The sequence below is a fragment of the Providencia sp. wls1914 genome, from assembly GCF_009706645.1.
Lineage (GTDB): Bacteria > Pseudomonadota > Gammaproteobacteria > Enterobacterales > Enterobacteriaceae > Providencia > Providencia zhijiangensis.
The window spans coordinates 1-26,206 of the sequence record NZ_WLUN01000004.1; the positions used below are offsets into that span (position 1 = coordinate 1).

General features: G+C 44.9%; 20 protein-coding genes, 2 rRNA genes and 5 pseudogenes. 23 read left to right on the plus strand and 4 right to left on the minus strand.

Going from position 1 to position 26,206, the window contains the following annotated elements:
* A 23S ribosomal RNA gene (locus tag GKR74_RS02225) occupies window positions 1-1,618 on the plus strand; the annotation flags it as partial.
* Between the two features lie 141 nt (window positions 1,619-1,759).
* Window positions 1,760-1,875: ribosomal RNA gene (gene rrf / locus GKR74_RS02230) — 5S ribosomal RNA — on the plus strand.
* Window position 1,876: 1 nt separating this feature from the next.
* Here rrf and GKR74_RS02235 read toward each other — a convergent pair.
* Window positions 1,877-2,104, minus strand: coding sequence for a hypothetical protein (locus GKR74_RS02235; protein ID WP_154602350.1), 228 nt, complete (start codon window positions 2,102-2,104; stop codon window positions 1,877-1,879).
* 287 nt (window positions 2,105-2,391) lie between these two features.
* Here GKR74_RS02235 and GKR74_RS02240 point away from each other — a divergent pair, with 287 nt between their 5' ends.
* From GKR74_RS02240 to GKR74_RS02260, 5 genes and pseudogenes are all read left to right on the plus strand, one after another.
* Complete coding sequence (locus tag GKR74_RS02240) at window positions 2,392-3,183, plus strand: endonuclease/exonuclease/phosphatase family protein (protein WP_181477506.1); 792 nt, start codon at window positions 2,392-2,394, stop codon at window positions 3,181-3,183.
* Between the two features lie 115 nt (window positions 3,184-3,298).
* The gene (locus GKR74_RS02245; RefSeq protein WP_195848749.1) at window positions 3,299-3,832 is read left to right on the plus strand and encodes a DUF1287 domain-containing protein; all 534 of its coding nucleotides are present in this window, start codon (window positions 3,299-3,301) and stop codon (window positions 3,830-3,832) included.
* Between the two features lie 242 nt (window positions 3,833-4,074).
* On the plus strand, window positions 4,075-5,262 hold the full coding sequence (locus tag GKR74_RS02250; RefSeq protein WP_154602352.1) for an NAD(P)/FAD-dependent oxidoreductase: 1,188 nt from the start codon (window positions 4,075-4,077) through the stop codon (window positions 5,260-5,262).
* 13 nt (window positions 5,263-5,275) lie between these two features.
* Entirely contained in the window at window positions 5,276-5,668 is a 393-nt protein-coding gene (locus GKR74_RS02255) for a hypothetical protein (protein ID WP_154602353.1), read from the plus strand.
* Window positions 5,669-5,683: 15 nt separating this feature from the next.
* A pseudogene (locus tag GKR74_RS02260) lies at window positions 5,684-6,928 on the plus strand (methionine gamma-lyase).
* A gap of 11 nt (window positions 6,929-6,939) precedes the next feature.
* Here the strand turns inward: GKR74_RS02260 and GKR74_RS02265 are convergent.
* Window positions 6,940-8,343: pseudogene (locus tag GKR74_RS02265) on the minus strand (amino acid permease).
* A gap of 177 nt (window positions 8,344-8,520) precedes the next feature.
* On the opposite strand from GKR74_RS02265, the gene queE reads away from it, so the two are divergent.
* Window positions 8,521-9,192: a 7-carboxy-7-deazaguanine synthase QueE gene (gene queE, locus GKR74_RS02270; protein ID WP_154602356.1), complete on the plus strand. Its 672-nt coding sequence runs from the start codon at window positions 8,521-8,523 to the stop codon at window positions 9,190-9,192.
* 53 nt (window positions 9,193-9,245) lie between these two features.
* Here the strand turns inward: queE and queD are convergent, their stop codons facing one another.
* Window positions 9,246-9,611 carry a 6-carboxytetrahydropterin synthase QueD gene (gene queD, locus GKR74_RS02275; RefSeq protein WP_154602357.1) on the minus strand — a complete coding sequence of 122 codons (366 nt, stop codon included), beginning with the start codon at window positions 9,609-9,611 and terminating at the stop codon, window positions 9,246-9,248.
* A gap of 265 nt (window positions 9,612-9,876) precedes the next feature.
* Here queD and cysJ point away from each other — a divergent pair, with 265 nt between their 5' ends.
* The 15 genes and pseudogenes from cysJ to rpoS all read left to right on the plus strand — a co-directional run bounded on the left by cysJ (window position 9,877) and on the right by rpoS (window position 25,369).
* The gene (gene cysJ, locus GKR74_RS02280) at window positions 9,877-11,697 is read left to right on the plus strand and encodes an NADPH-dependent assimilatory sulfite reductase flavoprotein subunit (RefSeq protein ID WP_154602358.1); all 1,821 of its coding nucleotides are present in this window, start codon (window positions 9,877-9,879) and stop codon (window positions 11,695-11,697) included.
* Window positions 11,697-13,457 (plus strand): annotated as a pseudogene (gene cysI, locus GKR74_RS02285) (assimilatory sulfite reductase (NADPH) hemoprotein subunit). Before cysJ ends, cysI begins: the two are co-directional and overlap by 1 nt.
* On the plus strand, window positions 13,439-14,173 hold the full coding sequence (locus tag GKR74_RS02290; protein ID WP_154602360.1) for a phosphoadenylyl-sulfate reductase: 735 nt from the start codon (window positions 13,439-13,441) through the stop codon (window positions 14,171-14,173). Before cysI ends, GKR74_RS02290 begins: the two are co-directional and overlap by 19 nt.
* Before the next feature lie 303 nt (window positions 14,174-14,476).
* Window positions 14,477-15,889: a siroheme synthase CysG gene (gene cysG, locus GKR74_RS02295; protein WP_154602361.1), complete on the plus strand. Its 1,413-nt coding sequence runs from the start codon at window positions 14,477-14,479 to the stop codon at window positions 15,887-15,889.
* A 14-nt stretch (window positions 15,890-15,903) separates the two neighbouring features.
* Window positions 15,904-16,812 (plus strand): sulfate adenylyltransferase subunit CysD, encoded by a 909-nt coding sequence (gene cysD / locus GKR74_RS02300; protein ID WP_036955774.1) that lies wholly within the window; start codon window positions 15,904-15,906, stop codon window positions 16,810-16,812.
* Window positions 16,813-16,836: 24 nt separating this feature from the next.
* Entirely contained in the window at window positions 16,837-18,279 is a 1,443-nt protein-coding gene (gene cysN / locus GKR74_RS02305) for a sulfate adenylyltransferase subunit CysN (RefSeq protein ID WP_154602362.1), read from the plus strand.
* Window positions 18,280-18,283: 4 nt separating this feature from the next.
* Window positions 18,284-18,898 (plus strand): annotated as a pseudogene (gene cysC, locus GKR74_RS02310) (adenylyl-sulfate kinase); the annotation flags it as partial.
* Window positions 18,899-19,066: 168 nt separating this feature from the next.
* Window positions 19,067-19,363, plus strand: coding sequence for a cell division protein FtsB (gene ftsB, locus GKR74_RS02315; protein ID WP_036955764.1), 297 nt, complete (start codon window positions 19,067-19,069; stop codon window positions 19,361-19,363).
* A gap of 60 nt (window positions 19,364-19,423) precedes the next feature.
* On the plus strand, window positions 19,424-20,152 hold the full coding sequence (ispD, locus tag GKR74_RS02320; RefSeq protein ID WP_154602364.1) for a 2-C-methyl-D-erythritol 4-phosphate cytidylyltransferase: 729 nt from the start codon (window positions 19,424-19,426) through the stop codon (window positions 20,150-20,152).
* A 9-nt stretch (window positions 20,153-20,161) separates the two neighbouring features.
* Window positions 20,162-20,674, plus strand: coding sequence for a 2-C-methyl-D-erythritol 2,4-cyclodiphosphate synthase (gene ispF / locus GKR74_RS02325; protein ID WP_108478380.1), 513 nt, complete (start codon window positions 20,162-20,164; stop codon window positions 20,672-20,674).
* Window positions 20,640-21,689 carry a tRNA pseudouridine(13) synthase TruD gene (gene truD, locus GKR74_RS02330; RefSeq protein ID WP_154602365.1) on the plus strand — a complete coding sequence of 350 codons (1,050 nt, stop codon included), beginning with the start codon at window positions 20,640-20,642 and terminating at the stop codon, window positions 21,687-21,689. Before ispF ends, truD begins: the two co-directional genes overlap by 35 nt.
* Window positions 21,667-22,419 (plus strand): annotated as a pseudogene (surE, locus tag GKR74_RS02335) (5'/3'-nucleotidase SurE); the annotation flags it as partial. The gene truD and the pseudogene surE, both read left to right, overlap by 23 nt.
* A gap of 5 nt (window positions 22,420-22,424) precedes the next feature.
* A complete protein-coding gene (locus GKR74_RS02340) occupies window positions 22,425-23,051 on the plus strand; it encodes a protein-L-isoaspartate(D-aspartate) O-methyltransferase (protein ID WP_006659377.1) in 627 nt (208 codons plus the stop codon).
* Between the two features lie 215 nt (window positions 23,052-23,266).
* Window positions 23,267-24,331 (plus strand): murein hydrolase activator NlpD, encoded by a 1,065-nt coding sequence (gene nlpD, locus GKR74_RS02345; protein ID WP_154602367.1) that lies wholly within the window; start codon window positions 23,267-23,269, stop codon window positions 24,329-24,331.
* Window positions 24,332-24,382: 51 nt separating this feature from the next.
* Window positions 24,383-25,369, plus strand: a complete 987-nt coding sequence (rpoS, locus tag GKR74_RS02350) for an RNA polymerase sigma factor RpoS (RefSeq protein ID WP_154602368.1) — start codon at window positions 24,383-24,385, stop codon at window positions 25,367-25,369.
* A gap of 71 nt (window positions 25,370-25,440) precedes the next feature.
* On the opposite strand, the gene miaE is transcribed toward rpoS, so the two are convergent.
* On the minus strand, window positions 25,441-26,205 hold the full coding sequence (miaE, locus tag GKR74_RS02355; protein WP_154602369.1) for a tRNA isopentenyl-2-thiomethyl-A-37 hydroxylase MiaE: 765 nt from the start codon (window positions 26,203-26,205) through the stop codon (window positions 25,441-25,443).
* Window position 26,206 lies beyond the last annotated feature (1 nt).

A 26,206-nucleotide genomic window follows, 5' to 3' on the forward strand; every position in this document is an offset into this window, starting at 1 on the left:
CCCGCACGCCGGAAGACCAAGGGTTCCTGTCCAACGTTAATCGGGGCAGGGTGAGTCGACCCCTAAGGCGAGGCAGAAATGCGTAGTCGATGGGAAACGGGTTAATATTCCCGTACTGGTGATAATTGCGATGGGGGGACGGAGAAGGTTAGGCTGGCCGGGCGACGGTTGTCCCGGTTTAAGGATGTAGGCAGGTGAATTAGGCAAATCCGGTTCACTATATGCTGAGGTCTGATGACGAGTCACTACGGTGGCGAAGTAGCTTATACCCCGCTTCCAGGAAAAGCCTCTAAGCTCTAGATTATCATTAATCGTACCCCAAACCGACACAGGTGGTCAGGTAGAGAATACTCAGGCGCTTGAGAGAACTCGGGTGAAGGAACTAGGCAAAATGGTGCCGTAACTTCGGGAGAAGGCACGCTGGCATTAGGTGAAGTGGTTTACCCATGGAGCTGAAGCCAGTCGCAGATACCAGCTGGCTGCAACTGTTTATTAAAAACACAGCACTGTGCAAACACGAAAGTGGACGTATACGGTGTGACGCCTGCCCGGTGCTGGAAGGTTAATTGATGGGGTTATCCGTAAGGAGAAGCTCTTGATCGAAGCCCCAGTAAACGGCGGCCGTAACTATAACGGTCCTAAGGTAGCGAAATTCCTTGTCGGGTAAGTTCCGACCTGCACGAATGGCGTAATGATGGCCAGGCTGTCTCCACCCGAGACTCAGTGAAATTGAACTCGCTGTGAAGATGCAGTGTACCCGCGGCAAGACGGAAAGACCCCGTGAACCTTTACTATAGCTTGACACTGAACATTGAGCCTTGATGTGTAGGATAGGTGGGAGGCTTTGAAGCGTGGACGCCAGTCTGCGTGGAGCCAACCTTGAAATACCACCCTTTAATGTTTGATGTTCTAACGTAGCCCCATTATCTGGGGTGCGGACAGTGTCTGGTGGGTAGTTTGACTGGGGCGGTCTCCTCCCAAAGAGTAACGGAGGAGCACGAAGGTTGGCTAAGCATGGTCGGACATCATGCGGTTAGTGCAAAGGCATAAGCCAGCTTGACTGCGAGAGTGACGGCTCGAGCAGGTACGAAAGTAGGTCTTAGTGATCCGGTGGTTCTGTATGGAAGGGCCATCGCTCAACGGATAAAAGGTACTCCGGGGATAACAGGCTGATACCGCCCAAGAGTTCATATCGACGGCGGTGTTTGGCACCTCGATGTCGGCTCATCACATCCTGGGGCTGAAGTAGGTCCCAAGGGTACGGCTGTTCGCCGTTTAAAGTGGTACGCGAGCTGGGTTTAGAACGTCGTGAGACAGTTCGGTCCCTATCTGCCGTGGGCGTTGGAAGATTGAAAGGGGCTGCTCCTAGTACGAGAGGACCGGAGTGGACGCACCACTGGTGTTCGGGTTGTCATGCCAATGGCATTGCCCGGTAGCTAAGTGCGGAAGAGATAACCGCTGAAAGCATCTAAGCGGGAAACTTGCCTTGAGATGAGTCTTCCCTGACTCTTTAAGGGTCCTAAAGGAACGTTTAAGACTAAGACGTTGATAGGTTGGGTGTGTAAGCGTAGCGATACGTTGAGCTAACCAATACTAATGAACCGTGAGGCTTAACCTGACAACACCGAAGGTGTTTTCGAGATTGAGAGATTAAAGTTGATTCAATGAAGTGGGACGCCGAAAGGTGGACACAACAGCTTGTTCAGGATTGATATTCTGGTTTAGTGATTAAAGGCTAAACGGGAATAAACAGAATTTGTCTGGCGGCAATAGCGCGGTGGTCCCACCTGACCCCATGCCGAACTCAGTAGTGAAACGCCGTAGCGCCGATGGTAGTGTGGGGTCTCCCCATGTGAGAGTAGGGAACTGCCAGACATTAAATTAGCCGAGAAGCCACCCATTGGGTGGCTTTTTTGCGTTTGGGGTACTGGAAATCACAGAAAGGTATACCACTAACTGTTTTACCATTCACAACGTCGGTGATGCCTCTACTCACTAACTGCCTAAAAGCGCCTAATATCGCTTTGCTTCCCAACCCATAAACGGTGTTTTTACTATCAGCAATAAAATTGCCCTGCATATTGAGTTGAAAACCGACCGCCATATTAACCTTACCCGCCTTATATCCTAATCAAGTAGTAAAGAATGCCTCTATTACGTGTATGTTTTTTCTTTGTTAAGCCATTATCTTGCAAGTTTATCATGGCGGATGGCAGGTAATTTGACGAAGATAGTTGGGCTAACCTGGAAAAGTCACAAAAAGGAATAATAAGTTCCGTAAGATAACCTGCAAGATATTTGATATACTGCACTTGAGTCAGTCAAACCAATGCTAAACTAGCATAGTCGACAACAATATTGTTGTTATCAATTTCGTAGGGAATCCGGTACGTGGCTAAAAGAACCTATTCTGTTCGGTACATTGCAGGCGAGCCTGCAAAACGTATTCAGCCTATGCCAATCCATATGCTGGGAGATTCTCTTCCTATTGGTCTTCCTCTGTTTCCTGCGGGTGAAACGTTGGATGTTGTTACGTGGAATATTTATAAGCAGCAGCGACCAAATTGGAAATCTACGTTAGCAGAGCTCGTTAAAGAAAAAAAACTGTTATTGCTCCAAGAAGCACAAATGTCACCAGAATTGGTTTCTTTTGCTGCTTCACATCAGTTGATAGCAGACCAAGTCCCTGCCTTACCTTTTTCCCCTCATCCATCAGGGGTAATGACACTCGCGACCGCTCACCCTATTTATTGTTGCCCATTACGAGAAAAAGAACCGTTATTACGTTTAGCGAAATCGGCGTTGATCACAGTTTATCCATTGCCTAATGGTAAGCATTTAATGGTAGCGAACGTACACGCAATCAACTTTAGTTTTGGGGTTGATGTGTATACGAAGCAATTGAGTAAATTAGGTTCTCACATTAGCAAACATGTTGGTCCCGTTATTCTCGCTGGGGACTTTAATGCATGGAGCCGTCAGCGAGTAAATGCATTAAAACGCTTTATTCGTTCCGTTGGCTTGAAGGAAGTTCTCTACGATTCAGATTTACGGACAAAAGCGTTTGGTCGTCCATTAGACTTTATGTTTTACCGCGGCTTAAAACTGAAAGAAAGCCACATATTACAGACGGATGCGTCAGATCATAACCCTATTATTACCCAATTTAAATTAACTAAGTAATGCCTTTTTAAGATTATCCCACCTTATTTATCCCTGTAATTATTGTAGATTTGATTCTCTATTTTGCGGGGACCATACCTTGAAACGATTATTACCCATCGCTTTACTATTTTGCATGTCCTATGCATTAGGAAAAAATAACCTTGAATTGGCAAAACAGGCTGAACAGTTACCTCGCCTTGTTGTTTATTATTCATCTTATCGCCAGATAGATTACCCCAATGGGGATGTTCCCAGCCATTATGGTGTCTGTTCTGATGTTGTGATCCGCAGTTATCGTAAGCTGGGTATTGATCTTCAAAAACAGCTTCATGAAGATATAAAGAAAAATTTTAGCCAGTATCCAAGCCAAAAAATGTGGGGGCTTCGTAAGCCTGATACCAACATTGATCATCGGCGAGTACCTAATTTAGAAACCTTTTTTGCTCGAAAAGGCACGGTTAAACCTATTACGTTAAAAGGGGAGGATTATTTGCCCGGCGATATCGTTTCATGGCGTTTAGATAATGGTCGTCCACATATAGGAATTGTGACATCCATCAAAGCGTCGAATAATCAATATTACTTAGTGATGCATAATATTGGATATGGGCAAGTCGCCGAGGACATCTTGTTTAAATGGAAGATAGTTGGGCATTATTCATATTAATATTATTATTTCAATGAGTTGTAATGAAGTTTATTTTTTTATTTATGAGTGCATGACTTTTCTTTTACCGGAGAAAGTACTTTAATATCTCAAAGTGATTAGTTTTTTTTGTTAATTTTCGAATTATATGCAATTTATTGTATTGGTTGTTATTGGCATTAAACTATATTTACTAAGTGTAAAGCACGGCGATGAGCAGGTTTTATTTATCGAGTTGTTTTATTTCTTAAGGATTTTAAATCATGAAAAATATAGTTATTGTGGGTGGTGGTACTGGCGGTACCATGTTAGCTAATATTTTGGCTAGAAAACTGAATAAAGACATTTTTTCTAAAAAAATAAAAATAACGTTAATAACAGATAATCCGATACATTATTATAAACCTGCATTTATGTATGTGGCTTTTAATATGTTCTTTAAAGAAGAATTAAGCCGACCTGAGCGTGAATTATTAAGACCAGAAATTGAATTAGTCATTGATAAAGTTGATTCTTTTGATTTTAAAAATAAAGAATTACACTCAAGAAATAATAAAAAATATCACTATGACTATTTAGTTGTTGCAACTGGGTGTATTCCAAGACCTGAACGCATTGAAGGATTAAAGGAAATGGGTAACCATTTTTATGCCTATGATGCCTCGCGTAAATTAGCCGATCAATTATCTAAGATTGAAAAAGGTCGTATTTTTATTACCGTTTCATTTCCTGAAACACCAAATGTTCCCCATCAGTGTGGTATAGCACCGATGGAAACAACACTCATGATTGATGAATTTTTACGTAAACGTCGGGTTAGAGATAATATTGAAATTGTTTATACCTACCCAACGGTTGCACAATTACTGCGTAACTGTTTATTCATGCAACAGCCAGTTTGTGAAGTTATTCCAGAAGTATTTGTTACTAGAGATATTAAAGCTCAGCGAGGATTCACTTTAAGTAAAGTCGACCCAGATAAGAAACTAGCTTATTCCAAAGAAGGGGATGAACAGCCTTTCGATTTATTAATTAGCACGCCACCAATTACTGCGGTAGAGGCGGTCGTGAATACAGGGTTAAGTGAACACAATAATGGTGAAGGTTGGTTACCGACCGATCATGAAACTATGCAAGTCTATGGTGTTGAAGGCGTTTATGTAATTGGTGACACGGTTGATTTACCAATTAGTAAAGCCGGCGGTAGCTGCCATAACCAAGCTGCAATTATCGCTGATAATATTTGTGGCGAGTTGATTTATGGCTATCCAGCGGCTATTTATGATGGTCGAGTGCAAGCTGTTGCTCAAATGGGATTAACGGCGGGTATGCCTCTGCAATATGATTACAAGCACGATGTTATTCCGACTCCGCCAACGAAACTCGGTGGATTACTAAGAAATGGCTTCAATAGAGGTATTTATTGGGCAGCAATCCGTGGCTTAGTTTAATAAGGAATTAAAAATGTCGAATAATGAAAGTCAAAGCAAACTGGTTGAATTATTAAGCTCAGAATCCGGTAATCATCTTGCTGAAAAATTAGCACCGTTATTACAGTTAAATCGCCTAGACAATATTGTGGATCTACTTTCACTAGTATCCGATCTTGTCGATATATTAGATAACAGTACGGTAGAGCGATTATCAAATTCTTTTGAAGATACTTTAGTGCCTGTATGGGAATTAGGTACTGCCTACAATATGGCAAAAATGGAAGGAATACATGATAGTAAAAATCCTAACTTTCGCTCAGTGTATGGATTATTAAAAGATCCAAATACATTGCGTGGAATTACGACACTTTTGCGAACAATGCAAATTGTCGGTTCTCGATTATCTCAATCCCAAGGAGGGTAATTTTTCGGAGGTGGTATGAGTTTAGATATAAAGCATTCTTTCGAAACACGGGCAATTCATAGTCACTATAATGCACAAGATCATTTAGGTTCACTGGCATCGCCAATTTATCAAACATCGACTTATGTATTTAAAAGTGTCGAAGAGGGAGCTGCCTGTTTTAGTGGTGAAAAAGATGGCTATATTTATACCCGAATTAATAACCCAACATTAAATCTATTGGAAAATAGAATTGCTTCCCTTGAAGAAGGGGAGGCAGCAATTGTGTTCTCGTCAGGTATGGGCGCAATCACAGCAACATTTTGGACATTATTAAATCCGGGTGATGAACTGTTAGTGGACTTAACGGTTTATGGTTGTACTTATGCCTTTTTTCATCATGGGTTGGCTAGATTTGGTGTGAAAGTTAAGCACATTGATATGAGTGATCCAGAGAATGTCGCGAAAGCTATTACGGAAAAAACGCGCATGATATTTTTTGAGTCACCCGCTAACCCGAACATGCGTTTGGTGGATATTGCTGCAGTGAGTGAAATTGCGCATCGACATAATATCTTAGTGGCGGTCGATAACACCTACTGCACGCCGTATATTCAAAAACCACTAACGCTGGGGGCGGATATTGTGCTGCATTCTTTGACCAAGTACATGAATGGTCATGGGGATGCTATGGGAGGAGCGGTAGCCACAACGGCAGAGTGTGCAAAACTCATTCGATTAGTTGGTTTGAAAGATATGACGGGAGCATGTTTATCTCCTCATGATGCTAACCTAATTATTCGAGGGATGAAAACCTTGTCTGTTCGTATGGATAGGATAGTCCAGAGCACACAGAAAATTGCGGAATATTTAGAAGTGAACCCAAAAGTCGCTACCATTATGTACCCAGGGTTACCGAGTTTTGAGCAGTACCAGTTAGCCCAAAAGCAGATGAAATTAGCCGGAGGCATGATTGCATTTGAGCTAAAAGGGGGACTTGAAGCTGGTAAGCAGTTCTTAAACCATTTAGCGCTGTTCTCTAGAGCGGTGAGTTTGGGAGATTGCGAGTCGTTGGCACAGCATCCTGCTAGTATGACTCATTCAACCTATACACGGGAAGAAAGGCTACAATATGGTATTAGTGATGGGCTGATTCGACTATCGATTGGTTTAGAAAATGTGGATGAGCTGATTGCGGATATCGAACAAGCGCTTGCATCAGCATGATGTTGATGCGCTAGCGGTTCCATAGAATCGAAAAACATTAAAAAACAGCCCTAGATCTGCTCGACCTAGGGCTGTTTTATTGACCTCTTAATGAAAAGGGATCAGCGTTTTTGGTAATAACGCATTGCAAAGAAGGTGATACTGAGTAAAGCCACCCACACAAAGCCTACAATCAGCGCCACTTGTGTATCTTTAAAGAAGCCCAATAAGGCGATAACAAACACCATAAATGCGATGGTGATTGCTGGGCCTACAGGCCAGAAAGGCACAGGGAATTTCAGTTTTTTGACTTCTTCTTGGCTCATTTTACGGCGCATGGCTACTTGAGACAGTAAGATCATTAACCAGACCCACACCGTCGCGAAGGTCGCAATTGACGCGATGATCACAAAGATTTTTTCTGGTAACAGGTAGTTCAGGTAAACCCCTAATAACATCACAACGGACATCACCAGCACTGTCACCCATGGAACACCGCTTTTGGTCAGTTTGGTAAAGACCTTAGGGGCCTGTCCATCTTGAGCCATGCCATACATCATGCGGCCTGCACCAAAAATATCACTGTTGATAGCGGAAATTGCTGCGGTGATCACCACGATATTCAAGATATTTGCTGCAGATTGAATTCCTAAGCTATCGAAGATTTGGACAAACGGGCTACCGTTTTGACCGATTTGGTTCCATGGATAGATACACATCAGGATAAACAGCGTTAATCCATAGAATAATAGAATACGGATAGGTACAGCATTGATAGCTTTCGGAATAGTTTTTTCAGGGTTTTGCGCTTCACTTGCCGTGATACCAATCACCTCAATACCACCAAAAGCAAACATAACGATTGCGAGAGAGGCAATTACCCCTTCAATGCCATTTGGCATAAAGCCGCCATGCTCCCACAAGTTTTGGATACCCACTTGATGGCTAGTTTCTTGACCAAAACCGTAGATCATCAAGAAGGCACCACCGACAATCATGGCAATAATGGCGCTAACTTTAATAATCGATAGCCAGAATTCCATCTCACCGAAAATCTTAACGTGGCAAAGATTGAGGGCGCTAATAAATAGCACAATACTCAAAACCCAGACCCATTGGTCGACATGTGGGAACCAGAACCCCATGTACATCCCGAAGGCTGTAATATCGGCTAAACAGACCACCAGCATTTCAAATACATAGTTCCAGCCTGTTAAAAAGCCCGCTAGAGGCCCCATATAATGGCTTGCGTAGTGAGAGAATGAACCTGGGACTGGATGATGAACTGCCATTTCGCCGAGGGCGCGCATCACCATAAATACGGCGGCACCACCTAACATATAGGCAAGTAACACCGCGGGACCTGCAGCCTGAATCGCAGACGCAGAACCGTAGAATAGCCCAGTACCAATCGCTGACCCTAAGGCCATAAAGCGAATGTGCCGGACACTCAGCCCCTTTCTGAGTTGATTTTGTTCACTACTTTGCATGTCTTTTCCTGTCATTGACTTTATTTCGAAATATTGTACCGAATATTGTTTCGGTTTCGTTGTTTGAGTTGACGTACTTTCCTGAACGCAGGGTGACTACATTATCACAAAGTGCATTGCCCGCGAGATAGATATCTGCAATATAATATGCGCCAAATGGAATCTTCTAGGAGCAATATGAAATACCCAATTAATGAAATCTTCCAAACTTTACAGGGGGAAGGTGTTTTTACTGGCGTCCCTGCTGTTTTTATTCGTTTGCAAGGCTGTCCAGTTGGCTGTAGTTGGTGCGATACCAAACAGACCTGGGACAAAGAGCCCGCGAAGGAATCCACATTGGGTGATATTGCATTAAAAACACAAGACAGTGATTTATGGGTAATGTCCGATGCCGAAAGCCTAATCCAACTGATGCAACAAAACGGCTATACCGCAAAACACATTGTGATAACGGGTGGCGAGCCGTGCATTTATGATTTAACTGCCTTAACACAATCCCTTGAAGCGAATGGGTTTCAATGTCAGATAGAAACCAGCGGCACTTACCCAATCATCTGCACCGAAAATACTTGGGTCACTGTCTCGCCGAAAGTGGGGATGAAAGGTGGATTACAAGTGCTCGAACAAGCGATTAATCGTGCCAATGAAATCAAGCATCCTGTGGCGCGTGAAAAGGATATTGAAGCCCTTGACCTGCTATTATCTTTGCGAACTCAGGGTGAGCCACCGATTGTGGCGCTTCAGCCTATTAGCCAAAAAGTGTCGGCGACGAAGCTATGTATCGATACCTGCATTCAACGCAACTGGCGGCTATCCATTCAAACCCATAAATATCTGAATATTCAGTAATCACTATGTCTTTGAGCTGTAGGTGATAACTTACAGCTCAGCATCTCTTTGGCTTAGGCTTCTCCGCGATACACACAGCCTGCATTGCAGGTTTCTTTAACCGTAATGGCGCTTAATAGTGGTAATAGTGGCTTGGTTTGCTGCCAAATCCAGCGAGCAAGTACTTCACTGGTTGGGTTTTCTAACCCTTCAATTTCATTTAAATAGTGATGGTCTAGACGCTCATAGATAGGTTTAAAGGCGCTTTTCACATCAGCAAAATCTATGATCCATCCCGTATGCGCATCAATTTCACCCGTGATTTCTAAGCGCACCATGAAAGAGTGCCCATGCAGGCGACCACATTTATGCCCCTCAGGGACATGAGGAAGGCGGTGGGCTGCTTCAAAGTGAAAATCTTTGTAGATGGTTGTGCTCATAAATTTCTCCTTACTAATGTTTAGTAGCGTATTCTACTGTTATTTTTACTCAAAATGTCGTTATTTATCGATTTCTGGCTAATCTTTTTATTCGATATTCATCATCGAATATTTTCTTTAGGATTTTTAGCTATTAGTTATGGCTATAGTTTCTTATCTTCCTAGTTATGGCTGTTATAACCTTTATCTTCATTTGGGATAGAGAATGGCATAAATAACGTTTTATTGACTATTCAATGATGGATCACGTTGGAGTGACAAAATAATGCAAAACAAGCAACCTCCATTATCAGCATTACCGATTTCGACGGAGCAATTAGGGCGCTTACAAACCGCAGTGGGGGATTATTCATCCCATCAATTGGCTTGGCTATCTGGCTATTTGTGGGGCATGGTAAATCAAAACAGTACGCTGAGCGAGCCTGTGGCTGCAAGCCATTCATCTGCAAGCAATGCGCCTCAAGAAACCGTGACCATTATTTCAGCCTCCCAAACGGGTAATGCCCGCCGTTTAGCTGAGCAGATTCGAGAAAAACTACTGAGTGAAAAAATCAGTGCCAATTTAGTCAATGCTGGCGATTACAAGTTTAAGCAGATTAACCAAGAGAAGGTGGTGATCGTCGTGGCATCCACCCAAGGTGAAGGGGAGCCAGCCGAAGAGGCCGTTGCATTACATAAATATTTGAATTCGAAGAAAGCGCCTGATCTCTCAACCGCCCATTATGCGGTTTTTGCGCTTGGCGATTCTTCTTATGAGCATTTTTGCCAAGCAGGAAAAGATTTCGATAGCCAGTTTGCGAAACTGGGGGCGAGTGCGTTGCTTCCTCGGGTCGATGCGGATGTTGAATACCAAGCATTGGCAGACGAGTGGGTAAGCTCTTTGACGCAGATTTTAAAAGCGCGAGTTCCCGCTCAAACGGATAGCCAGCTCATCAACACTCAATCAGGCAGTGTGAATCAGCTCGATTCTTCCCCTTACAGTAAAACAGCGCCATTAACCGCCTCGCTATTGAGTAATCAAAAGATAACAGGCCGTGGTTCCGACAAAGATGTGCGCCATATTGAGATTGACTTGGGGGATTCCGGTCTACGCTATCAGCCAGGTGATGCGCTGGGCGTGTGGTTTGATAATGACCCCGCGTTAGTGGATGAGCTGATTAGCCTGCTATGGCTACAGGGGGATGAGGACGTATTTATTGGTCAACAGCGCCATTCGCTGCGTGATGCGTTAACTTACCAATTAGAACTAACCCAAAACACCCATTTGATCGTCGAAAAGTATGCGCAGCTATCTAAAGATGACAATTTATTAGGTTTGATCAGCGATAAGCCCGCCATTATGCAATATGCGCAAACCACGCCGATCGTCGATATGGTTCGCCAAGCGGCAGCTCAGCCAAGTGCGCAAGAATTTGTGGATTTACTGCGTCCATTGACCCCGCGCTTGTACTCCATTTCCTCTTCACAAGCGGAGGCCGCTGATGAAGTGCATGCCACTGTTGGGGTTGTTCGTTATGAAATAGATGGTCGTCCAAGAACAGGGGGGGCTTCTGGGTTTTTAGCGGATCGTCTCAATGAAGGTGACGAACTGCGGGTGTTTATTGAACATAATGATAATTTCCGCTTACCCGCGGACTCAAATACGCCCGTGATTATGATTGGTCCGGGTACGGGTATTGCCCCATTCCGCGCTTTCTTACAACAACGAGATAACGATGGTAGCGAAGGTAAAAACTGGCTGTTTTTCGGCAATCCGCACTTTGTTGACGATTTTTTATATCAAGTGGAATGGCAGCGTTATGTCAAAGACGGTTTACTGACCCATATTTCATTAGCGTGGTCGCGGGATCAGGCTGAAAAAGTGTATGTACAAGACAAATTGCGCGAACAAGGTAGTGAAGTGTGGGACTGGATCCAGCAAGGCGCACATATTTATGTGTGTGGGGATGCAAATCGGATGGCGAAAGATGTGGAACAAGCATTATTGGATGTCATCAGCGAGCACGGGCACATGGATGAAGAGCAAGCGGATGACTTTTTAAGTGAGCTGCGTGTGATGCGCCGTTACCAGAGGGACGTTTATTAATGAGCAATGAACATCAAAAAGCTGCACCTCAGCCAGCCTTAGTGGTTGAAGGGAAGCTCGCTGACAGCGAGCGGATGAAGCAGCAAAGTAACTATTTACGAGGCACTATCAAAGACGACCTCAAAAATGGCTTAACGGGCGGTTTTGACGGAGACAACTTCTTGCTGATCCGTTTTCACGGCATGTATCAGCAAGACGACAGAGACATTCGTGCAGAGCGAGCTGAGCAGAAGCTGGAACCGCGTCATGCCATGATGCTGCGTTGCCGCTTACCGGGGGGGATTATTACCCCGAAACAGTGGCTCGATATTGATAAATTTGCCTCTGAGCACACGCTGTATGGCAGTATTCGCATCACCAACCGTCAAACATTCCAGTTTCACGGTATTCTGAAAGGGGATGTGAAGCCGGCGCATCAAATGCTCAGTCATGTGGGGCTGGATGCGTTAGCGACCGCCAATGACGTAAACCGTAACGTACTGTGTACTTCTAACCCCGTGCAGTCTGAACTGCATCAGCAAGCCTATGAATGGGCGAAAAAAATCTCTGAGCATTTGCTACCTCGCACCAGTGCGTATGCTGAGATTTGGTTGGATAAAGAAAAGATTGTGACCACCGATGAAGAACCGATTTTAGGGCAAACCTATCTTCCTCGGAAATTTAAAACCACAGTGGTGATCCCGCCATTGAATGATGTGGATCTCCATGCCAATGATATGAACTTTGTGGCGATTGCTGAAAAAGGGCAATTGATCGGTTTCAACGTGCTGGTGGGCGGCGGTTTAGCGATGACCCACGGCGATACCAACACATTCCCACGCCTTGCCAGTGAATTTGGTTTTATTCCCTTAGATAAAACCTTGGCAATTGCTGAAGCGATTGTCACTACGCAGCGGGATTGGGGAAACCGAACTGATCGTAAAAATGCCAAAACCAAATATACCCTTGAGCGCGTTGGGATTGAGGTGTTTAAGGCGGAAGTGGAAAAACGTGCCGGCGTACAGTTTGAGGCTATTCGCCCTTACCAATTTACGGAGCGTGGCGATCAAATTGGCTGGCTTAAGGGAATTGATAACCGCTGGCATTTAACCTTGTTTGTGGAGAATGGGCGCTTAATCGACTTAGCGGATAAACCGTTAAAAACTGGCGTCGCCGAAATCGCTAAAATCCATAAAGGGGATTTTCGCCTGACGGCCAATCAGAACTTAATTGTGGCGGGGATTGCGGAAGAAGACAAAGAGACAATAGAGAAAATTGCCATTGAGCACGGATTGATGAGCGGTGAAGTGACGCGCCAGCGTGAAAACTCGATGGCGTGTGTCTCTTTCCCAACCTGTCCGCTAGCGATGGCGGAAGCGGAGCGTTTTTTGCCAGAGTTCGTCACGCAAGTTGAAAACATCATGGCGGCGCATCATGTGGCGGATGAACATATTGTTTTACGGGTTACGGGCTGCCCAAATGGCTGTGGTCGCGCGATGCTGGCGGAAGTGGGATTGGTGGGTAAAGCCCTCGACCGTTATAACTTGCATTTAGGTGGAAACCGCATCGGTACGCGTATTCCTCGAATGTATAAGGAAAATATCAGCAGCACAGAAATTTTAGCCATCATGGATGAGCTGATTGGTCGCTGGGCAGTTGAGCGTCAACCGAATGAAGGTTTTGGTGATTACCTGATCCGCGCTAACGTTGTGAAGCCGGTACTCAACTCAGCTATCGATTTTTACGAGGTTAAGGAGGCGGTATGAGCCGACTTCAATTAGCGCAAGTTCATCCGTTAGATAAACAGGCTCAAGTCGCTTATTTAGCGGAATTCAATACGCAACTTGAAGAGATGACCGCGCTAGCCCGCATTGAGTGGGCGGTTGAACATCTTCCTGCTGAATTCGTGTTGTCATCAAGCTTTGGCATCCAAGGTGCTTTGGCGCTGCACTTAGTCACGCAAGTGGTGCCAAATATTCCTGTGATTCTGACGGATACGGGTTATCTGTTTCCCGAAACGTATCAGTTTATTGAGCAGCTTACTGAACGCCTGAATTTAAACTTGAAAGTGTACCGAGCGGCGACGAGCCCTGCATGGCAAGAAGCCATTCATGGGCAGTTGTGGACTCAAGGGATTGAGGGCATAGAGCGTTATAACCAATTGAACAAAGTGGAGCCGATGGCGAGGGCGCTGCATGAACTGCAGGCGCAAAGCTGGTTTTCAGGATTAAGGCGGGAACAATCGGCGAGCCGTTCTGAGTTACCCGTACTGAGTCTTGGGCGCGGGATCTTTAAAATTCTGCCGGTGATTGATTGGAATAATAAAGATGTTTATCAGTATCTGACCAAACATAATTTACCCTACCATCCATTATGGGAAAAAGGGTATTTATCAGTAGGGGATACCCATACCAGCCGTCCGTGGGAGCCGGGAATGAGCGAAGAACAGACCCGTTTCTTTGGCTTAAAGCGAGAATGTGGGCTGCATGAAAATTAATGCTTTTTAAGAAAACTAAAGACTTCGTTTAAATAATTAATTACTTGCATTACTAATAAGTAGAAAGTTAATTTATTTGTTTTATAACAAAGGGATGCCTTTATCTAAAATAAGGGTGTCCCTTTATTGTTTATTTATACAAAATCGCGAGAGATAGGCTTAATTTACTGGGTTTTCCTCACTTTATTTAGCTTATGCCTTTCTGTTCCTATTCATGCTTTTTTGTCATTTCAAAGTGACCAATTCAGGCCATATAGTCAATTTCATTGCTCTTATAATTAAAATGTTGGATGGAAGCGATATATGGATTACTTACCCTTATTTGTGAGTGTGCGAGAAAGACAAGTTGTCTTGATTGGCGGCGGTGTGGTTGCGGCACGTAAAGCCGAATTATTATTGAAAGCCCATGCCTCGCTGGTGGTGATTTCCCCTGAACTTTGCGAAAGCTTACAGTTAGCTTATCAGCAAAAACAATTGCACTGGGTGCAGCAGCCTTATCAAGCTTATCACCTTGATGATGCTTACTTGGTGATTGCTGCCACGGATGACCAAGCGCTCAATGAGAAAGTTTTTCATGATGCGCAGCAGCGCCATATTTTTGTCAACGTGGTGGATGACCAACCCCTATGTTCCTTTATTGTGCCTTCGATTATCGATCGTTCTCCCATTATGGTGGCGATTTCATCGGGTGGAACCGCACCTGTCTTAGCCAAATTATTACGAGAAAAACTGGAAACCTTGTTGCCGACATCGCTGGGTAAAATGGCGGAGATTGCAGGGCGTTGGCGTGAGCGCGTTAAGCAGAATTTGACCAAACTCAGTGAGCGTAAACGTTTTTGGGAACTGAGTTTTAGCGGGCGTTTTGCCTCTTTGGTGGAAAGTGGGCAACTGGATGATGCCGAAAAGCAGCTGGAGCAACAGCTAGCGAAGCCGGATAACCAAGGGGAATTGACCTTAGTGGGAGCAGGTCCGGGCGATGCGGGGCTGCTAACACTTAAAGGGCTGAGAGTACTGCAAAACGCGGATGTGGTGCTGTATGACCATTTGGTGAGCTCGGAAATCCTTGACCTTGTTCGCCGTGATGCAGACAAAGTCTGTGTGGGTAAACGAGCAGGAAATCACAGCGTTTCCCAAGAGGAAACCAATCGGTTGATCGTCAACTATGCCCAGCAAGGCAAAAAGGTGGTGCGCTTAAAAGGCGGGGATCCGTTTATTTTTGGTCGTGGTGGTGAAGAGTTGCAAGTTGCTGCCGAGGCTAACATCCCTTTTCAAGTCGTACCCGGCATCACTGCTGCTATTGGTGCGGCGGCTTATGCGGGGATCCCGCTGACCCACAGAGAACACGCGCAGAGTATCACGTTTATTACCGGACATTGCCGACAAGAGGGGGCTGAGTTGGATTGGCAAGCATTAGCACGCGGTCATCAAACACTGGCTATCTACATGGGCACCGTGACAGCTGCCAATATTCGCCAGCAGCTTATTCAATATGGCCGTCATCGAGATACCCCCGTTGCGGTGATTGGTTGTGGGACTCGGCAAAATCAAAAAGTGATTGTGGGGGCTTTGCATGAATTGGAGTCATTGGCTCAGCAAGCGCCAGCCCCTGCATTAATCGTCATTGGTGAAGTGGCGGCATTACATCAACAGCTGGCGTGGTTTGGCCAGCAACCCGAAACCATCCAATGGCGCTCAGCCGTGCTGGAATTGGCTTAATCGAGGAGTAAATCGTGAACGAAAAAAAATTAACCCACTTACAGCAATTAGAAGCGGAAAGTATTCATATTATTCGTGAAGTGGCGGCGGAATTTGCGAATCCCGTGATGCTCTATTCCATTGGTAAGGACTCATCCGTGATGCTGCATTTGGCTCGAAAAGCGTTCTATCCTGGCACGATCCCTTTCCCGTTGCTGCATGTGGATACTGGATGGAAATTTCGTGAAATGTACCAGTTCCGTGATGAGACGGCGAAAAAATACGGTTTTGAATTATTGATCCACCGAAATCCTGAAGGGGAGCGTCTCGGCATCAACCCGTTTGTTCATGGTAGCGCAAAACATACCGACATCATGAAAACCGAGGGATTAAAGCAGGCGTTAGATAAATATGGTTTTGATGCTGCGTTCGGTGGGGCTCGGCGTGATGAAGAAAAATCACGAGCAAAAGAACGAATTTATTCATTCCGTGACCGCTCGCACCGCTGGGATCCGAAAAACCAACGACCGGAGCTTTGGCACAATTACAACGGACAAATTAATAAAGGGGAAAGTATCCGCGTTTTCCCGCTATCCAATTGGACTGAACTGGATATTTGGCAATATATCTACTTGGAAAACATCGACATTGTCCCACTCTATTTTGCCGATGAACGCCCTGTGATTGAACGCGACGGCACCTTAATCATGGTGGACGATGGGCGCATAGAGCTAAAAGCGGGAGAGGTTATTGCCAAGAAAAAAGTACGATTTCGCACATTAGGCTGCTGGCCATTGACGGGAGCTGTGCCGTCGAATGCCAGCACGCTACCGGAAATTATCGAAGAGATGTTGCTATCCACCACCAGTGAACGCCAAGGGCGTTTGATTGATAGTGACCAATCCGCCTCTATGGAGCTGAAAAAGCGCCAAGGCTATTTTTAATTAATCGGTGAGGAGAGCAACACTATGGCTGAATTAGCGTATAACGACGCAATGGCGCATCAAATTCAACTGCAAGGTGGCGTGGAAGCTTACTTGCAGGCTCAGCAACATAAGGGGTTATTGCGGTTTCTTACCTGCGGCAACGTGGATGATGGGAAAAGTACCTTGATTGGGCGCTTGCTGCATGACACTCAACAAATCTACCAAGATCAATTGTCCGTTTTACAAAGCGACAGTAAGCGAATTGGCACTCAAGGTGAGAAATTAGATCTGGCTTTGCTGGTGGATGGATTAGCAGCTGAACGTGAACAGGGGATCACCATCGATGTGGCATATCGCTATTTTTCGACGGAAAAACGCAAGTTTATCATCGCGGATACACCTGGACATGAACAATATACCCGCAATATGGCGACAGGCGCATCAACGTGCTCGTTATCTATTCTGCTGATCGATGCTCGAAAAGGCATTCAAGAGCAAACGCGACGCCACAGTTTTATTAGTACGTTGCTGGGGATCCGCCACTTGATCGTCGCGGTGAATAAAATGGATCTGGTGGATTATAGTCAGTCCGTGTTTGAGAAAATACAGCAAGATTACCAGCAATTTGCTCAGCAACTTCCGCTCGATTTAAACGTCTGGTTTGTGCCGATTTCGGCACTGGATGGGGATAACATCGTCTCACCAAGCGAAAATTTACCGTGGTATCAAGGGGAAACGCTATTGTCGCTGCTGGAAACGGTGCAAGTGACTCAGACGGCCGCTGAGCAGCCATTGCGCTTCCCTGTGCAATATGTGAATCGCCCAAACTTAGATTTTCGCGGCTACAGTGGCACGGTGTCATCGGGGGTTGTACAGGTGGGGCAACGCGTGAAAGTGCTGCCTTCAGGGAGCGTTTCAACTATCAAAGAGATTGTGACATTTTCCGGTAACCCGACTTCAGCCATTGCGGGTGAGGCGATTACGCTAGTACTGAACGATGAAATTGATATCAGTCGCGGCGATTTAATTGTCGCTGAAAACGAAGAGTTACTTGCTAGCCAGCACGCCTTAGTGGATGTGGTGTGGATGTCAGAACAGCCGCTGGTGCAAGGGCAACAAGTGGATATTAAAGTGGCAGGCAAGCGAAGCCGAGGCAAAGTTGAAAACATTCAATACCAAGTGGATGTGAATAACTTAACTCAGAAAGTGGCCACGGAACTGCCATTGAACGGCATCGGTTTGGTGGAGTTTTCATTCGATGAGCCATTACTACTGGAAAATTACCAAAGCAATGGTGATACCGGTGGGATGATTTTGATTGATAGGCTAACCAACGTGACGGTGGGGGCTGGGCTAGTTAGAGAGGCGCAGCCAGAAGAAACGGTACATCGTGGTGAGTTTAGCCAATTCGAAGTTGAGCTTAACCAACTGATCCGCCGCCATTTCCCGCACTGGGGTGCCCGGGATGTGTTAGGTGGGAAGTAACGTTATGGATACATTGGAAAATGGCCTGTCGGAGAATATTGTTTGGCATTCCCATAATGTGACTCGGCAATGGCGAGAGCAGCGTAATGGTCACAAAGGTGCGGTGCTGTGGTTGACGGGCTTATCGGGGTCGGGAAAGTCCACGTTGGCGGGGGTGATAGAGACACAATTGGCTAATTTGGGGATCAAAACCTATCTTCTTGATGGAGATAATGTTCGCCATGGATTGTGTCGTGACCTTGGGTTTAGTGATGCGGATCGGCAGGAAAATATTCGACGGATTGGCGAAGTTGCCAAGTTAATGGTGGATGCGGGGCTGATTGTGGCTACAGCGTTTATTTCTCCTTATCAAGAAGATAGGCAGCGTGTACGTGAACTGTTTGAACTCGATCAGTTTTATGAGCTGTATGTGGATACGCCCATTGAGGTTTGTGAAAAGCGAGATCCCAAAGGGTTATATCAGCAAGCACGAGCAGGAAAAATTACCCATTTCACGGGGATTGATTCGCCTTATCAACCACCACAAAATCCAGAATTACACCTTGATGGTCTGCGCCCTATCCATGATTCTTTAGCGCAGGTGATTCAACTGCTGCAACAGCGAAATATCATTTCTATAGCAAATTGATTTTACTTAAATATCATCCTTTTCTACATTTATAGGGAATTGGATGATATTTAATCTCTTCTAGCGCGAACAATTCTGACTTTTTTAGACAATATTTGCATCGCAGTAGCGTCACGCGCTCAGTTATGGGATGATTAGCAAATCATTTCAGGGGGCAAGATGGGTAAATTAACGCTACTATTAATTGCGATATTAGCTTGGTTACAATATTCCTTATGGTTAGGCAAAAATGGCATCCATGACTATGTCAAAGTCAAGGATGATGTTGCTGCGCAGGAAATTGTGAATACGCGTTTAAAACAGCGTAATGAGCAGCTATTTGCAGAAATCAATGACTTGAATGATGGTCAGGATGCAATTGAAGAGCGCGCACGTAGCGAGCTAGGCATGTTAAAGCCTGGAGAATCATTCTATCGAATGGTCAAAGAGCGTAATAATCCACCGTCATCTCAATAATCATCGTGTAGGGCAGACCACACCCAAGAGCCTGATAATTTCTGATGTAAGATTCGAATCATGATAAATCCAAGAACATCCAGCGCAGTACCGATTGTTGCGCTGATCCCCGCTGCGGGAGTGGGCAGTCGTATGAATGCGGATTGCCCAAAGCAATATTTGTCGGTCGCAGGGAAAACTATTATTGAACACACCATTGACGCCTTATTGCGCAGTGGCGACGTACAAAAAATCGTGGTTGCATTAAGTGCCGAAGATGATTATTTCCATCACCTCGATATAGCCAAAGACCCTCGCGTCATCACGGTTATCGGGGGGAAAGAGCGTGCAGATTCAGTATTATCAGGATTAAACTATCTGGTTTCGCAGCCTGAGTATGATGATGCTTGGGTATTGGTGCATGATGCGGCGCGTCCGTGTCTGCATTTAGATGATTTAAATACTATCGTTCAGTTAGCCACTCAGAATGATTGTTGTGGGGGCATACTGGCGGCTCCGGTTCGGGATACGATGAAACGGGGCGTGGAGGGAACGCAAAGTATTTCCCATACTGTTGAGCGAGAAGCGCTCTGGCATGCCTTAACACCGCAGTTTTTCCCATTAGTATTACTACGCGACTGTTTAGATAAAGCATTGAAAGAAAATGCAGTAATCACGGATGAGGCTTCCGCACTTGAGCATTGCGGTTATCAACCGATATTAGTATCGGGACGAGCTGATAACCTTAAGGTGACGCGACCAGAGGACTTGGCGCTGGCGGAATTTTATCTTTCAAGAATGAAATCATAAGGAAAAAAAATGAGAATCGGACACGGTTTTGATGTGCATAAGTTTGGCGGAGAAGGCCCTATCGTTATTGGTGGCGTTCGCATTCCTTACGAACAAGGTCTTATCGCACATTCGGATGGTGATGTGGTCTTACACGCGCTGACAGACGCCATTTTAGGTGCTGCGGCACTTGGGGATATCGGAAAATTATTCCCAGATACTGACCCTGCTTATAAAGGCGCAGATAGCCGAGTATTACTCAGAGAAGCCTTTTGCCAAGTACGTAAAAAAGGTTATTTAATTGGCAATATCGACGTCACTATCATGGCGCAAGCACCAAAAATGTTGCCGCATATCCCACAAATGCGCGTGAATATAGCCGAAGATCTCGAATGCCACATGGACGACGTCAATGTGAAAGCAACCACCACAGAACAATTGGGTTTTGTGGGTCGAAAAGAAGGGATTGCTTGCGCTGCTGTGGTTTTACTTATCAAAGATAATAGTAATGAAAGTTATGAATGTTCAGTACCTGCATGGTAAACCTCTCTCTTCAGGGACATTAAAAAGTATTCCTGAAGATTTCGTGGTGAAAGAAGATTTGGGTTTTGAGCTTGATGGCGAAGGCGAACACGTTATGGTTCGCGTCGAAAAAACAGGCTGCAATACATTATTTGTTGCGGAACAACTGGCAAAGTTTGCTAAAATTTCAGCAAGAGCAGTCAGTTATGCAGGACTAAAAGACAGACATGCGGTGACAGAGCAGTGGTTCTGTCTGCAAATGCCGGGTAAAGACACGCCCGATTTTTCGGCTTGGCAGCTTGAAGGGTGCCGTGTGTTAGCGGTCACTCGCCAGAAACGCAAATTACGCATTGGTTCCTTAAAAGGGAATCAATTCGAAGTGACATTGCGGGATATTACGGACGCCGATGATGTAGAACAACGCCTACAAAAAGTGGCTGATTTAGGTGTTCCGAACTATTTTGGCGACCAACGTTTTGGTCGGGATGGGCAAAACTTGGTTCAAGCTCGCCGCTGGGCAAATCAAGAAATTACAGTACGTGAACGAAATAAACGCAGTTTTTATCTCTCTGCCGCGCGAAGTGCTATGTTTAATGATATCGCCAGTGCGCGAATTGCAAATCATACACAGCAACACGCAATGTTGGGGGATGCACTGCAATTAACCGGACGTGGTAGCTGGTTTGTGGCGACGGCAGAAGAGTTAGACTCTCTGCAAGCGCGTTTACAATCTGCTGAGCTAAGTGTGACAGCGCCGCTTCCTGGGGATGGCGATTTAGGCACTCAAGATGATGCCCTAGCTTTCGAGACTCACTGTTTACAAGATTATCAGCCATTTATGGCACTAATGAAAAGTGAGCGAGTTTCTCCAGCGAGACGAGCTGTACTGGTTAAGCCGCAAAATCTGCAATGGCAGTGGCTAGACTCGTCAACCGTGAAGCTGTGCTTTTTCCTGAATTTAGGCAGCTTTGCCACGAGTGTTGTACGCGAAATTATTAATCAGGATTGTATTGATGCTGAACATATTATTGAGTAACGATGATGGTGTATCGGCGCCGGGGATTCAAACTCTGGCAGCGGCATTGCGCCAACATTATCATGTGCAGGTGATTGCACCCGACCGCAACCGTAGTGGCGCTTCAAATGCATTAACCTTGGATAGACCATTAAAAATCCAAACATTAAGTAATGGTGATCTCGCTGTACAAGAAGGCACTCCAACGGATTGTGTGTATATCGGGGTGAATAAAGTTGTGCGTCCTCGCCCTGATATTGTGGTGTCTGGAATCAACTGTGGCCCAAATCTCGGGGACGATGTGATTTATTCTGGTACCGTTGCGGCGGCAACAGAAGGGCGTCACTTAGGTTTACCGTCTATTGCGGTTTCATTGGATGGTGATGTGCATTATGAAACGGCGGCCAAGGTAACGTGCGATATCCTCACAATGCTGCAAAAAAATCCATTGCGTGCGGGAAATATCTTGAATATCAATGTGCCAGATATTCCTTATGAGGAGCTAAAAGGAATTAAAGTTACCCGCTGTGGCAGCCGTCATGCGGCATCTGAGGTTTATAATCTAGAAGATCCTCGCGGTAATATGCTGTATTGGTTAGGGCCGGTTGGGGAAATTCGTGATGCAGGCCCAGGTACGGATTTTGAAGCGGTACAAAATGGCTATGTTTCGATAACGCCGTTACAAGTGGATTTAACGTCTTATAAAACTCAGGCTGTATTAGAAGAGTGGCTAGATAAGTCAGGAGTGAAGGCAAAATGAAAATTGGGCTCATGAAAGAACTGCTGGCACAATTGCGCCAACAGGGAATTCACGATGAGCGCCTATTAGACGCGCTCGCGCTAGTTCCTCGCGAACGGTTTGTTGACGAAGCGCTCTCTCATAAAGCCTACGATAATATCCCATTACCCATTGGTCATGGACAGACCATTTCGCAGCCGTATATTGTTGCAAAAATGACTGCATTATTGGCGGTCAAACCGACGGATCATGTGCTGGAGATTGGCACGGGATCTGGGTATCAAACGGCGGTTTTGGCTCATCTTTGTGAGCATGTGTATTCAGTCGAAAGAGTTAAAAGCTTGCAGTGGACGGCAAAACGTCGCTTTAAGTTGTTAGATTTACATAATATTTCTACTCGCCACGGTGATGGCTGGGAAGGCTGGCAATCGAAAGGCCCTTTTGATGGGATCATTGTTACCGCCGCACCTAGCGAAATTCCGTCATTGTTACTTAAGCAGTTAAAAGATGGTGGACGCCTCGTGCTCCCTGTCGGTGACAAAGATCAGGCTCTGAAATTAATTACCCGTCGCGGTAATGACTATCACACTAATGTGATTGAAAAAGTGCGTTTTGTCCCTCTTGTTGCTGGCGATTTGAGCTAATAACCCTTTAAGTTATTTTGAATTAATGGGTTATTTCGCTCAAACTGTTAAGTGATAATCTCAATTTGTTATACTTTTGATACATTTAACTTGTCCATTATTTTATATTTCTGCTTTAATAAGCGAAATATTTTAAGATACTAATATTCTATAAGCATTAATTGCATTCTAACTCTTTAGTATCAGGTCAGATTTTTCTTCACGGGAGAAGAAATATGAAAATTGTTAGCCCAATAAACAGAATTCGATGGGCGGTTATCTTTTCATTTAGCGGTGCTTTATTAGCAGGATGCTCAACGCCTTATCATCCCGCAGCACCGATTTCGAGTGTGAATGATGGAGGTTCATCTAGCCAACAATCCGCACCAAGAACGGTGCCGAATCCTCCGTCCAATACTGGAATGAGCACGGCGATGCCTTCAGACAGACCTAATTTGTCGTCTAATAGTTCGATGGGAAATAATGCCTCTAGACCTGTTTCAACCAGCAGCGATGGACGTATTGTTTATAACCGAGACTATGGCCGCATTTCTAAAGGAAGTTATAACGGAAATACCTACACCGTTCAGCGCGGTGATACTCTGTTCTATATTGCCTATATAACGGGTAATGATTTCCGTGAGTTAGCATCGAAAAACAATATTTCTGAACCATACAGCCTAGATGTAGGTCAGGTGATAAATATTGGTAATGCAAATGTGAGCTCGATCACACAAACTGCGTCAAATAGTCAACAGCGCCCGGTTGATATTCAACCAACTAATGGGTATCCTGAAAATAGTAGCGGGCAGAATTCAGGTAAGATGTTGCCGAATAACAAGAAACCAGCCTCAACGGTTTCAACGACAACAGCGAGCCCAACCACTACGACTGCAACAGCAACAACAGGAAGTAGCACCAATAATTCGTCAATTAAATGGCGTTGGCCAGCTGATGGGAAGATGATTGAAGGCTTCTCTGATGCGCAAGGCGGAAACAAAGGTGTTGATATTGCTGGTTCTCGCGGTCAATCTGTTATTGCAGCTGCTCCTGGTAAAGTCGTCTATGCCGGTAATGCACTGCGCGGATATGGAAATCTCATAATAATAAAACATAACGATGACTACTTAAGTGCCTACGCACATAACGATACGTTACTTGTGCGTGACCAACAGGATGTTGCTGAAGGTCAAAAAATAGCCACTATGGGTAGCACCGGAACAAGTTCTGTTCGTTTGCATTTTGAAATTCGTTATAAGGGAAAATCAGTAAACCCGTTGCGTTATTTACCGCAGCGATAAACTGGGCGGAGTGACACATTCCGTCCTCATTATCTTGGGTCGGAGTCACTGATGAGCCAAAGTTCGCTGAAAGTTAACGAGTTGTATAATGACCTCGATGAAAATGCGATGGATGAAGCATTTGATGAGAGTCAATTCAAAGAAGAGGATCTAGTTTCAGAACTGGATGAAGAAACGGAATTACTCCAAAGCGCGAGTCAACGTGTTTTGGACGCAACCCAAATTTATCTCAGTGAAATTGGATTCTCTCCACTCCTCACCGCAGAGGAAGAAGTTTTCTATGCTCGCAGAGCCCTTCGGGGAGATGTGGCATCGCGTCAGCGCATGATAGAAAGCAACCTTCGCTTAGTGGTAAAAATATCTCGCCGTTATAACAACCGAGGTCTTGCCTTACTCGATTTGATCGAAGAAGGAAATCTCGGGTTGATTCGTGCAGTTGAAAAGTTTGATCCCGAAAAAGGCTTCCGTTTTTCAACGTATGCGACTTGGTGGATCCGTCAAACGATTGAACGCGCTATCATGAATCAAACCCGAACAATCCGCCTACCGATTCATATCGTCAAAGAACTCAATATATACCTTCGTACAGCCCGTGAACTTGCTCAAAAGCTCGATCACGAGCCAAGTCCTGAAGAGATAGCTGAGCAATTAGATAAACCTGTTGAAGATGTTAGCCGAATGCTACGTTTAAATGAGCGCATTACATCGGTTGATACGCCTATTGCAGGGGATTCTGAGAAGTCACTGCTGGAAGTATTATCGGATGATAATGATTCAGGGCCTGAAAACACTATCCAAGATAACAACTTAAAAGAAAATATCGTTAAGTGGTTATATGAACTCAATCCGAAGCAACGTGAAGTTTTAGCGCGCCGTTTTGGTTTGTTGGGATATGAAGCGGAAACTCTGGAAGAGGTTGGGCGCGAAATTGGGCTCACTCGTGAAAGAGTTCGTCAAATTCAGGTAGAAGGTTTAAGACGTTTAAAAGATATTTTACAAGGCGAAGATTTAACGCTGGAAGCGTTATTCAATATGTAATCTGCCGTGTTAAAACACATGAAGCCCCTGTTGTCGTTGATAACAGGGGCTTTTCTTTTTAGTTGGTGGAGCTAATTAATCGGTACGCCGCTGTGGAACTTAAAGTCTTCGTCAGGCATTAAAATCAACTTAGCCTCAACTTCCCCATAAAAACGCACACGCTCAGTGATATCTGTTTTACTAATCAACTGAGCAAGTTGCAGATAATCCTGATAATGGCGCGCCTCTGAACGCAGTAATGAGGTATAAAAATTGGCAAGTTGCTCATCCAAGTGTGGCGCCAATTTAGCAAACCGCTCGCAAGAGCGCGCTTCAATATAAGCCCCAATGATGAGCTTATCTACCAAAGTTTTCGGATCATGAGGGTCTAAATGACTGAATAACCCTTTCGCGTAGCGACCTGCGGTGATCCCATCATACGCAATGTTCCGTTGATGCATAATTTCTAGCACTTGGTAAAAATGGTGCAATTCCTCTTTGATTAACAACACCATTTTATCAATCAAATCTTGGCTATATGGAGACTGTTTTTTCGCTAGGATCTGTTTTGAGATTTGGTTCTTATTTTTCAATGTGTGAACATCACCAATGCGATCATACGCAAAGGCTTCATAGGGTTTGAACCACTCTAATAAAATCGCCGCACTTTCTTTATCCACTGCATATTTGCGAATTAAAAACATGGCACTTTGCGCGGCTTTTAATTCACACAGCAGATGATCCTTCAAAATTGTTGGCAAATTTTCAGGTTGACTGGCTTTGTGGATCCACGCATCGGGCGTTTCACACTGCAAAAATTGTTTAATTGGCGCTAGTAATTCAGCGTACTCATCCATG